This is a genomic window from Streptomyces sp. NPDC102274 (assembly GCF_044766385.1).
GTDB lineage: Bacteria > Actinomycetota > Actinomycetes > Streptomycetales > Streptomycetaceae > Streptomyces.
Genome location: NZ_JBIWLW010000080.1, coordinates 1 through 11,448 on the forward strand (window position 1 = coordinate 1; position 11,448 = coordinate 11,448).

The 11,448-nt window shown below is 66.3% G+C and carries 6 protein-coding genes and 4 pseudogenes; 6 read left to right on the top strand and 4 right to left on the bottom strand.

What is annotated here, in order from left to right; translation table 11 throughout:
• Window positions 1-489: 489 nt before the first annotated feature.
• Window positions 490-1,713 (top strand): hypothetical protein, encoded by a 1,224-nt coding sequence (locus ACIRQP_RS41200; RefSeq protein WP_403900443.1) that lies wholly within the window; start codon window positions 490-492, stop codon window positions 1,711-1,713.
• A gap of 177 nt (window positions 1,714-1,890) precedes the next feature.
• Window positions 1,891-2,061 carry a hypothetical protein gene (locus ACIRQP_RS41205; RefSeq protein ID WP_403900445.1) on the top strand — a complete coding sequence of 57 codons (171 nt, stop codon included), beginning with the start codon at window positions 1,891-1,893 and terminating at the stop codon, window positions 2,059-2,061.
• A 41-nt stretch (window positions 2,062-2,102) separates the two neighbouring features.
• Here ACIRQP_RS41205 and ACIRQP_RS41210 read toward each other — a convergent pair.
• From ACIRQP_RS41210 to ACIRQP_RS41220, 3 genes and pseudogenes are all read right to left on the bottom strand, one after another.
• Window positions 2,103-2,555, bottom strand: a pseudogene (locus ACIRQP_RS41210) (transposase); the annotation flags it as partial.
• A gap of 10 nt (window positions 2,556-2,565) precedes the next feature.
• A complete protein-coding gene (locus ACIRQP_RS41215) occupies window positions 2,566-4,566 on the bottom strand; it encodes an ISAzo13 family transposase (protein ID WP_403900453.1) in 2,001 nt (666 codons plus the stop codon).
• A gap of 4 nt (window positions 4,567-4,570) precedes the next feature.
• Window positions 4,571-5,552: pseudogene (locus tag ACIRQP_RS41220) on the bottom strand (IS256 family transposase); the annotation flags it as partial.
• A gap of 13 nt (window positions 5,553-5,565) precedes the next feature.
• Between ACIRQP_RS41220 and ACIRQP_RS41225 the strand changes: the two are divergent.
• From ACIRQP_RS41225 to ACIRQP_RS41240, 4 genes and pseudogenes are all read left to right on the top strand, one after another.
• Window positions 5,566-6,105: a hypothetical protein gene (locus ACIRQP_RS41225; RefSeq protein ID WP_403900447.1), complete on the top strand. Its 540-nt coding sequence runs from the start codon at window positions 5,566-5,568 to the stop codon at window positions 6,103-6,105.
• A gap of 671 nt (window positions 6,106-6,776) precedes the next feature.
• Window positions 6,777-8,030, top strand: coding sequence for an IS256 family transposase (locus ACIRQP_RS41230; RefSeq protein WP_403900449.1), 1,254 nt, complete (start codon window positions 6,777-6,779; stop codon window positions 8,028-8,030).
• 98 nt (window positions 8,031-8,128) lie between these two features.
• Window positions 8,129-9,109 (top strand): annotated as a pseudogene (locus ACIRQP_RS41235) (threonine/serine dehydratase).
• A pseudogene (locus ACIRQP_RS41240) lies at window positions 9,076-9,584 on the top strand (transposase). Before ACIRQP_RS41235 ends, ACIRQP_RS41240 begins: the two co-directional pseudogenes overlap by 34 nt.
• A 56-nt stretch (window positions 9,585-9,640) precedes the next feature.
• On the opposite strand, the gene ACIRQP_RS41245 reads toward ACIRQP_RS41240, so the two are convergent.
• Window positions 9,641-11,152, bottom strand: coding sequence for a glycoside hydrolase family 3 protein (locus tag ACIRQP_RS41245; protein ID WP_403900451.1), 1,512 nt, complete (start codon window positions 11,150-11,152; stop codon window positions 9,641-9,643).
• Window positions 11,153-11,448 lie beyond the last annotated feature (296 nt).

Sequence of the window (11,448 nt, forward strand, 5' to 3'; positions counted from 1 at the left end):
GAGCTACCAAGCCGGACTCCACCTGCGGGCCTCCATGATCTGGATCAAGCACCTCACGCGAACCACACAATGATCACGACCCAATACACGCCCTAACGGCAAATCGTCAGGTCGCGCCGTCCGGTCCGAACATTCTGTTCGGCGATCAGTGCCCTCGCCCCAGCGGAGCAGAGTCGCCGCCTTCGGAAGGAGCAAGGACGCGGGGCTAGCAGCGAACCGTCAGGGCGCCCGCCGGACCGATCCAGTCGATCAGCGGGTCGGACACGAGTAGGGAGTAGCGAGGGGCCGACTCCAAGACGTCGACGGACCCCTTGGAGCTACGAGCGAAGAAGATCCGGAGGAAGCGCTGCGAGCTGTGCGGACCTAACCCGCTGTAGGCCCACTGCCCCTATGCCTCTCAGTGCGCCGTGTGTCCACAGGACAGCCCCGATTGTCAGACCCTCGCCGTAGCGTTGTGAGTCCTACTCGTAGCGGCTGCGGGGAGTACCAATGGACGACGACCTTCAGATCGACAGCGACGAAGACCTCTTCCGCAACCCCGTCTACTACGAACCGGCTGGCCGGAACCTCGACCTGGACCGCCCCAACCTCGGTGTCCCGCAAGGCCAAGACCTCCTGAACGTGCTCCTCCGCATGCGCGGACGTGTCCCCGTCGAAAAGCGCGGGCTCATCTGCCCCGACTGCCGGGACCTCCGCGGCCGACGCGTCCCCATGTACCTCGTCCAGCGTGACGGCGTATGGCTTGCCTCCCACTACCGGAAACCCGGGGAGAAGCCCATCAGCCACGAGTCCGACGAGCACCTCGCCCGCAAGGAACGCGTCGCGAAGGACTCCGAAGATCACGGCTTCCACGCCGACATCGAGTCGCAGACCGCCGACGGGCACGCGCGCCTCGATGTACGCATCAACGGCGCCAACGGCATCGTCCTGGGCTACGAGCCTCAGCTGAGCGCCCAGACAGCCCGCGGAATGCGTGCACGGGAGGGGTTCCGGCGCCGCGGCGGTATTCAGTCGGTCTGGGACTTCGCCGACCCCGACCACGCAGGCATCGGCACCGTCCCTTACGTCCGCACGCCCAACCTGCCGGCCTCCGTCATCCGCGTGCAGAAGAACCCCATCGCGGTCCAGGACGGCAACTTCGTCCTGGAGGAGGGCCAGTGCAGCCAAACCGGCGCGCTCACCCGGTGCCCGGAGAAGCCCTACGACCCGGAGAATCCCACCGACGCCGGGTACTGCGGGGGCTGGCACCGCGTCCTCATGCCCGCCCATCAGTCGAGCGCCTTCACAGGGGAAGGCGGCCTGACCCTCACCCGGTTCATCGTGGAAGCTGCGGCCGGTGAGCGGATCCCGTTCCAGCGGGGCGGCCACCACGGTTGGCTCCCCGCACAGCAGTGGCAGCAGTACCTCGAGGCGAACGGGCCCGCCCTGGACGACAAGGAGCGCCAGCCATCCGTACGACAGGGGGACCGGCGCGACATGTGCACCGAGGACCGTCCAGCTTCGGAGGTACGGGCTGAACCGAAGCAGAGACGTGGCAGCCGCGCGATCGTCCTTGAGTCCCGCCCCCGGGAAATCGAGGACGCCAGGGTTCCGGTCGACGCGTCGGGTCAAGCTATCCCGCTCTGCCGCTTCGGCTGCGGTCAGCCCGCAAGCCTTTCAGGACCCGAAGGGCTGCCCGAGCACTTCTCGTGCCGCAGGAAGCATGAGGCGTGATCCATCGGCCACCGCTGACCGCCCCTCGCTGCGTCACCTGGCGCCAGAGCCCCCGCGCCGCTCACATGCGGGCCTGCCCGGTTCGGGTGGGAGGTGTCATGTTTCCGCCCGACATGTCAGTCCCCAGTGCCACAGTGGGCGCAGCACACCCAGCACCCCTTTTTCGAGGAGCCGACCGTGACCCAGAGCACCACCTTCCGCACCAGCACCAGCACCAAGCAGGACACCCTCGCCGACCACATTGTGGAGTTCCTCAGCCGGGTCTCCCTCGCACTCCGGAACTCGGCCGACTCGGCTGACCACGCGGCGAAGATGGTGCGGAAAGCGGACGCGGCACGGCGAAGCTGAACGGGTCTGTCAAACGGACGGTGTAACTCAGGTTGTTGGAGTTACTGACGTGCTGCGGAAAGCCGGCCGTCGAAGGTGATGTCGAAGGCGTTCAGGGCGGTCTTCCAGCGCATGGTCCAGCGAGCTTGGCCCTTGCCGGTGGGGTCCAAGGACATGATCGCCATGTAGACGCACTTCAACGCGGCCTGCTCGTTGGGGAAGTGGCCGCGGGCCTTGACCGCCCGCCGGATCCTGGCGTTGACGGACTCGATCGCGTTGGTCGTGCAGACGATGCGGCGGATCTCGGTGTCGAAGCGGAGGAACGGGGTGAACTCCTCCCACGCGTTCTCCCAGAGCCGCACGATCGCCGGATACTTCCGGCCCCAGGCGTCGGCGAACTCGGCGAGCCGCTCCAGTGCCGCCTCCTCGGTCGGTGCGGTGTAGACAGGCTTGAGGACCTTCGCGATCTTGTCCCAGTCCTGGCGGGCGGCATAGCGGAAGGAGTTCCGCAGCAGGTCGAAGCTGTCAAGAATCAACCTGGTGGTTGTCGGCGCCGATTGAGGTGAGTAGGTCGGCTGCGGTGGGGTGCCGGTGGTCGGCGGGGGTGATGTCGATGTGGCGGGCGTCGAGGATCGGCAGGACATCACGGATGGCGTTCCACAGTGTGCTGCGGCAGACGCCGAACAGCTCGGCGAGAGTGTCGAGGCCGCAGACGCGGCGGTGGTAGAGGATCGTGGCGAGGATCCGGTCGCTGTCGGTGATCTTCTGCCGGAAGACGCCGCCGCGGGTGCCCGGGCGTCGGCTGCCGCCGCGCTGGCGGTGGCGGCGCTGTTCGATCGCGGCGGCGTAGGGCACGATCAGCTCTTCGAGCAGGGCATGGAGTGCCTCGTGGGTCGTGCCGGTCAGGGTCGGGTCCGTCAGGGCCTGGCGGGTCAGCGTCGCGGGAGCGTGCTCGGCCGGGCCGTCGCCGGTGACCCAGGCGCGGAGGTCCTCGGCGCGGGTGAAGTAGCGCACGACGGTCGGCGTGATGCTGATCTTCTGTTCATCCAGTAACTGCCGGGGGGCCTTGATGGCCTGGCCGATGGTGACCGGGTTGATCCCGAGCAGCTCGCACAGCACCTTCTGCGGGCAGACCTGTCGCAGGTAGACGACGGTGAGCAGGACTTCGTCCGCACTCGTCAGCAACGCTCTGCTGCGGCCGGTCGTGGCGACGCGCCGGCCGCCGCGGAGCAGGTAGCGGTGCTGTTCGGCCGCTGCCGTCTGGGCCGAAGACAACTGGGCCTGCAGTGCGTCCAGTTCGCCTGTGCTCATGCCGGTCAGGCGGGGGGCGGCGAGCACCTGCAGGGTTTGAGCGCGGGCCTCGGCACGTTCATCGGCGCGCGGTGCGGGGTCAGTGCCGCCGGTCGGGGCGATGCTGTAGTTCCACTGGCCGTGGTCAGCATGCGCGGTGATCGGCAGGGCCTGCAACTGCTCGCGGCTGACGGAGATGCCGGTCGGGTAGGAACCCTCATCGAGAGCGGCCTTGACGCGCAGGCCGGTCCGGGTGGTGGTCGCGGTGATCGTGTTGAGGACGACTTCGTGGCTGGTCAGGGGACGTCCGCGCCAGTTCATGGTGATGTGGGAGAACAGCCGGTGCTCGATTTTGTTCCATTTCGAGGTGCCCGGCGGGAAGTGGCAGACCGTCATCGTCAGGCCGGTGTCGGCGGCGAACGCGGCCAGTTCGGCCTTCCACAGCCGGTAGCGGTAGCTGTTGGAGCCACCGGCATCCGCGGTGATCAGCAGCCGGGATGCTGCGGGGTAGTCGTACCGGCCGCGCGCCTGCCACCAGCGACGGATCGAAGCCGCCGCGAACGCGGCGGTGTTGTGGTCGGTGCCGATGTTCACCCAGCCGGTGTTCGCGGTCATGTCGTAGATCCCGTACGGGATCACCGATTCCACGTGCGGGCCGGCGAAGAAGCTGTGGTCCTCGACCTCGACGGGCCGCCCGGCCGGCCGCCATTCCTGCCCGGGCATCGGCAGCTGCCCCAGCTGTTCCTTCTTCTTCGCGTCCACGCTGACCACCGGCTCGCCCGCAGCCTGGTGTTCTTTGACCTGCTCGTTGATATAGCGGAACTGTGCGTCCCGGTCAGGGTGCTGATCGCCTTCCAGGGTCTTGGCGGTGCCCTGCAGGCTGAACCCGTGCTCCTTCAGCAGCCGGCCCACCGTGGGCGCGGTCACGCAATGCCCCTGCCGGGACAGCTCTGCGGCCAGGTGCCGCAGCGACTTCGTTGTCCAGCGCAGTGGCGACATCGGATCACCGCGCTCGTCGGGTTCGACCAGTGCCATCAGCGCCGGAACCAGCTGAGGGTCGACGGCCTCGGCTCGCATCCGCCCGCCGCCCGGGCGCCGGACACGTCCCGCGGGCAGCGGATCGATCCCGGCCTCGAGTTCGAACACGCCCTTGCGGACCGTTGTCTCGCTGGCCCCGGCTATCCGTGCGATCAGGCCGACGCCTCCGTGGCCGAGCAGCCGGGCCTCGGTTGCCAGTGCCAACCGCTGCTGACGCTCGTTCAGGTGCGGGAGCAGAACGTCGAACCGTCGCGCCAACTGGCTGCGCACCTCGTCGGATATGCGCATACCACATCAACGAGATCGCATCCGTGAAGCAACGCGTTGTTTTTTGACGGCTTCGGTGGACCACGCAGGTCTGGACGGTGGTGCGGGGCCAGACGGCCTCGACCGCGTCGGGCAGGCCCTTGAGCCCGTCGCAGACGAGCATGAGGACGTCGTTCACGCCGCGGTTCTTGATCTCGGTGAGGATGCGCATCCAGTGCTTGGCGCCCTCGCCGCCGTCGCCGGCCCACAGCCCGAGGATGTCCCGCCGGCCCTCGGTCGTGACCGCGAGGGCGACATATATGGGCCGGTTGGCAACCGCCCCGTCGCGGACCTTCACGTGGATGGCGTCGATGAAGACCACCGGGTAGACGGCATCCAGGGGCCGGTTCTGTCATTCGGCCATGCCATCGAGGACCTTGTCGGTGATCGTGGAGATCGTCTGGCGGGATACGTCGGCGCCGTAGACCTCGGCGAGGTGGGCCTGGACCTCGCCGGTGGTCAGGCCCTTCGCCGCGAGCGAGATCACCATCTCGTCCACGCCGGACAGACGCTTCCGCCGCTTCTTGACGATCCTCGGCTCGAAGGAACCCTCACGGTCGCGGGGCACGGTTATCTCCACCGGGCCGACATCGGTCAGCACGGTCTTGGTGCGGGTGCCGTTGCGTGAGTTGCCGTCGTTCTTCCCGGCGGGATCGTGCTTGTCATAGCCGAGGTGGTCGGTGATCTCGCCCTCGAGGGCCGACTCCAGGAGCCGCTTGGTCAACTGCTGGAGCAGCCCGCCCTCGCCGGTCAGCTGAAGGCCCTCAGCCTGAGCCCGGCCCACCAGCTCGTCAATCAGCCGGGTCGTCCACAGACTTCGACAGCACCGCCTCAGACAGCTCGACAGTCTCGACCTCGGTCACGTTGTTACTGGTCATCGATGCATCTTCCATGACCGGGAGTTACACCGAACGTTTTACAGTCCCGAACCCTGAGCAGATATACGGAGCTCTTGTCGAGACGGTTCTCGAAGAGCTGGGCAACCAACCCGTTGAGTACCGGGAGTACGCCCGTGGTGAGGGCGTACGGAAGAGACTGCGGGAGGTTGAGACTGGCCTCGCTCATTACATGTCGGAGTTGGCCCCTGGAGGCAAGTTCGCCGTGGGTGGCTTCGTGCAGGAGACGGCAGAGAAGACATTCAACTCGCTCATGACCGAGATGGCCGGCATCGACCCTGACAGCGCCAAAGACCGGTGGGTCCTGACACACGGAGGTCGGACCTACAGGGAGCAGTGGGAAACTGGGGGGGGCGAGGAAATGACCGATGACCTTCTGCGGGCAGGAATCAAATTCGCCATCAGGCGCGTGACGCAGACCAACAGCGACGGCGAAGAGGTACAGGAGACCGTTGGTGAACTCCTCATCCCTGACGACGTGAAAGAGCGCTTGGCCATCCGCGAGGACCAGTTCGTTCAGCAGTTCCGAGCATGAACGCCCCCCGGCCTGGTGGCCGGGGGCGTTTGCTATCAGTTCTTCTCTCGTACCAGCGTCTTGTTTCCGTCTGAGTCCACGCGGTAGACGTACACCTTCATGCCTGGCGTCTCCTCAGCTTCAGGCCAAGGATCTTGGCGTCGTAGTGGGTCTCAGTGCGCCAGACGGCGCGGCGGGACCGTTCAACCGAACCCCCCATTACGTCACTCTCCATCCGCAGAGGTGCCCTTGCGACTCAACGACGGGCACCATGCTCATCTGGGCAGCAGAGGACGGGGCGGTTCTCCCAAACACGACTCGATCCACTGCGTCCGCTACAGCTCCACCGCCAAGCGCAGCCGAATGCGAACACCTCAACGGTCGCGACGATCGCCGGTTTGGCTAACCGGCGATCGTCGTCTATGTTGCGCTCGCCCCGTGCCGCGAGACGCTTCCCACCATCGACAGCCGTCCGCCCTTCCGGACCGTGAGGTCCGGGTGCTGGCCGTCGCGCGTTTGTGTGGGTGCCACCCCGCCACGTCCTCTGCGCGCGGGACGAGGGGTATGTGGGCTAAAACCGGGAGCAATGCTCAAATCCTGTGGATCGGCTCGGTGGGGCGTACCTTCCCGAGTGATCGATCGACTGGTATCGAGTAGGCCGACGTTGGCGCGTCGGCCGGGAAGGCACGCCCGTGCTCACGGTAGTCAACGACGACGGCTCGACGCGAGATGGATCCCTGATCGACGAGATAGTCCGGGAGGGCGCCCGGCGGATGCTGGCCGCCGCGCTGGAAGCTGAAGTCGATGCATACATAGCTGAGTTGGTCGGTGAGAGAGACGATCAGGGGCATCGTCTGGTGGTCCGTAACGGACACCATCAGCCGCGGAAGGTCACCACGGCATCCGGGGTGATCGAGGTGAAAGCGCCACGCGTGAACGACAAGCACATCGACGCGGCCACGGGTGAGCGCAAGCGGTTCTCCTCGGCGATCCTGCCGCCCTGGGCCAGGAAGTCCCCGAAGATCAGCGAGGTGCTGCCGCTGCTCTACTTGCACGGCCTGTCTTCCGGCGACTTCGTGCCCGCGCTGGAGCAGTTCCTGGGCAGCTCGGCCGGCCTCTCCCCGGCCACGGTCACCCGCCTGACCGTGCAGTGGCAGGCCGACCACGCCGCATTCGGCGAGCGCGATCTGTCCGAGGCGGACTACGTCTATGTCTGGGCCGATGGCATCCACCTGAAGGTCCGCCTGGAGCAGGCGAAAGCCTGCGTGCTGGTGCTGATGGGCGTGCGCGCCGACGGCACCAAGGAACTCATCGCGATGGCCGACGGCTACCGCGAGTCGTCGGAGTCCTGGGCGAACCTGCTGCGGGATGCCGCCCGGCGTGGAATGCGCGCTCCCGTCCTCGCGGTGGGCGACGGCGCCCTGGGCTTTGGGAAGGCCCTTGCCGAGGTGTTCCCGGCAACACGCCCACAAAGATGCTGGGTTCACAAAAGCGCGAATGTCCTCGACAGCCTCCCGAAGTCGGCCCAGCCGGCGGCGAAGAAAGCGATCCAGGACATCTATAACGCGGAAGACCGCGAGCACGCGGCCCGGGCCGTGAAGGTGTTCGCCAAGCAGTACGGCGCGAAGTTCCCCAAGGCCGTCAAGAAGATCGTCGATGACGAGGACGAGCTGCTGGCGTTTTACGACTTCCCCGCCGAGCACCGGATTCACCTGCGGACCACCAACCCCATCGAGTCGACCTTCGCAACCGTCCGCCTGCGGACCAAGGTCACCCGCGGCGCCGGCTCCCGCGCGGCCGCCCTCGCGATGGTCTTCAAACTCGTCGAGTCTGCCCAGGCTCGCTGGCGGGCCGTGAACGCACCCCATCTCGTCGCCCTCGTCTGCGCTGGAGCCCTCTTCGAACGCGGTCACCTCGTCGAGCGTCCCGAGCCCGCCGCGGCATGAACAACCTCAACCGACCCACAGATCTTGACCTATTACTCCCGGTTCCGCCGTGCATTCACCCAAATGGAACAGCGCCGGCGACGCTATGCTGCTGTGTCGTGCAGGAGACGCGCCTCGACACTGCTCGGATCTGGGCGGCTCGCCGGGTAATAGACCCCGTTTTTCTCGACACTCCGCTGTACCGCTGCGAGGCGCTGGAGCCCGAGCTCGGGTGCACGGTGAGTATCAAGCTCGAAACGGCGAACCCGGTCCGCAGCTTCAAGGCCCGCGGCACCGAGGTCGTCGCGAGCCTGCTCGCCGACAATGCCTCGCGAGCCGTGGTGTGCGCCAGCGCGGGCAACCTTGGCCAAGCCCTCGCCTGGTCCGGTCGCGGCCGGGGGCTCGACGTCACCGTCGTGGCATCCCGCTTCGCGACTGTGGCCAAGCTTGATCGCATCCGCGCGTTGGACGCCAGGTTGGAGCTGGTGGACGGTGACCACGAGATGGCTCGCGAGCGGGCGGCGGCCATCGCACGGTACGACGGCATCCGGCTGGTCGAAGACAGCCTGGACATCGAGACCTGCGAGGGCGCGGCGACCATCGGCCTGGAACTGGTGGACACCGTGCCGTCGTTCGACGCCGTCCTGATTGCTCTCGGCGGCGGGGCGCTGGCCACCGGCGTGGGTCATGTGGTGAAGACCATGGCGCCCGAAGTCGAGGTGATCTGCGTCCAGCCGCTGGGCGCACCGGCGATGACACACTCGTGACGCGGGCGGCGCGTCGTCACCACCGACTCGACCAATACCATCGCTGACGGCGTCGCCGGCCGGCGTCCCATCCCGGCCGTCCTGGACGACCTCCTCCTGGTCGCTGACGACGCCGTCCTGGTCCGGGAGACGTCGATCATCGCCGGTATGCGGATGCTCCTCGACCGAGCCGGCCTCGTCGTCGAACCGTCGGCCGCGCTCGGCATCGCGGCGATCCTCGAAGACCGTGACCGCTTCGCCGGCCGACACGTAGTCACCATCGTGTGCGGCAGCAACGTCGACGTAGACGCCTATCACCGCTGGGTCGGTGCGGCTCCCATCCACAGGTCTTGACAATTACTCGTTCCCGCAGACGCATATCCATCGCGGCGCTGACCTGCTAGAAGCCCGGTCACCGGTCGAGGCTGATCTACCGGCCGCGCAAGGACAACGGCCGACGCGACGGGCGCAAGAGCTTCTTCTGGCCTACTACCGGGACCTGCTGACCGCAGCCCACCAGCAGCTCGGCGGCCCGATCGTGCTCATCTGGGACAATCTCAACGTCCATAAGGCCGCCGGCCTACGGGAGTTCGCCGCATCCCGTGACTGGCTGCTGACCATCTACTACCTGCCGCCCTACGCACCCGACCTCAACCCCGTCGAAGGCATCTGGTCCCTCCTGCGACGTGGCTGGCTCTCCAACATCGCCTTCAGCACGCCCGAACACCTCGACCAGCGCATCCGACGCGGCCCACGGCACATCCAGTACCGCAGTCACCTCATAGACGGCTGCCTCGCCGAGACCGGCCTGACCATCAGACCCGCCTGAATAACGACACGACACCACGAGTTCAATCTCAGATAGATGGAGTTGAGGTGACAACGTCAGGCGGTGCCGAGCAGCACCTCTGCCGCCGCGATGCCCGAGACCCGTGTTGCGCCGTGGGTGGACAGGTGCACTGCGCCGGGCCGATCTCCCGTAGGCACACCCATCTCAACGACCACCGCGTCGGGCCGGTGGCGGACCAAATTAGCCAGGGCCAGCGACATCCATCGGTAGCGGGCTACGTCGCGCACGACGACAACCAGCGCACGCCCTGCAGCAGGAGCCACGACGCGTTCCAAGAGGTCGTCTGCAGCGTCCCATTCAGACTCCCCGAAACGTACAGAGGTGGTACCTGGGCGCAGATTCTTCAGAGGGTCAGCTACACCCCACGGGGTATCGCCATCGATGGCGAGGTTAGTCGTCGAAGACAGTTCAACAACGTGCGGGGGGCCGACGAGGGGAAACTGCGTCTCGGCGTCAGTCTTCTTATGGACTCGCACTGCGCGCCTGGCAGCCATGAGGCCGCTGTCGACCACCTCGTCGCTGGTGATGGCAGTCCGGAAAAGTTCACCCGACCAGGCAGCGAACTCCCCTACGGCCGCGGCTGCCTCGGCCAGGCGTTGCTCGGGCAGAGCACCACCCGTAACGGCACGCACTAGGGCGTCGGTCAAATCAATCGTGGTGGACTCCTCAGGGCTCTCGCCGCCCACGCACACGGCGTCTGCGCCGCCCGCGACAGCCCTGACAGTGGCGCCCGCGATACCGTACCGGTCCGAGACAGCGCCCATCTCGATGCCGTCGGTAACGACCAGGCCAGTGAAGCCGAGTTCGCCACGCAGCAGGTCGTTGATGATGCGAGGGCTGAGAGTCGCGGGCATAAGGTTGTCGTAAGCCGGGATGAGCACGTGGGCAGTCATGACGGTGCGGACACCTGCGTCCATCGCGGCGATGAACGGCGGCAATGCGGTGCGCGCGATCGTGTCGGCACAGGCGGAGACCTGCGGCAGGCCATGGTGGGAGTCGACGCTGGTGTCGCCATGGCCAGGAAAGTGCTTGGCGCAGGCGGCAACACCGGCAGTTTGCAGGCCGCGGATCCAGGCAGCAGTGTGGCGGGAAACAACGTCGGTGCGTGCACCGAAGGAGCGAACCCCGATGACAGGGTTCATGGGGTTGGAGTTCACGTCGGCACTAGGTGCGTAGTTCAACGAAACGCCAACCGCACGCAGTTCACGACCAACCTCACGCGCGACCTGCTCAGTGAGTGCAACGTCGTCGATGGATCCGAGCGCTAGATTGCCGGGGCGTGAGGCTCCAGTGCGCGCTTCGAGGCGGGTAACGTCGCCTGCTTCCTCGTCAATGGCGATGATGAGGTCGGGGTTCTCAGCGCGCAGGGAAGCCGTGAGTGTGGCAACTTGCTCGGGAGTCTCAATATTACGGCCGAACAGGACTACGGACGCCAGGCCCTCGGAGATTCTGCGCCGCAGCCAGTCCGGTGCCGTGGTGCCCACGAACCCCGGCTGAAGGACAGCGTTGGCTAGCCGGGTGAGTTTCGGGTGACTGCCCTCTGCCATGAAGACCTCCAAGAGGGATGGATGCGAGGCCGGGGAGTCGAGAGACCACGGCGTAGGTATAGACCAAACAGATGTTGACCCATACCAAATCAGCATGTCAAGAAGATCTCGCGTCGTGATTCGTGTCAAAGTCTGCCGCACCAAGGCGTTGACCTCGATTGACGCGCAGGGCGGGCTGTGCGAGCCTCCCGGGGATCTGTACTAGGGCGTGTATTGGGTCGTGATCATTGTGTGGTTCGCGTGAGGTGCTTGATCCAGATCATGGAGGCCCGCAGGTGGAGTCCGGCTTGGTAGCT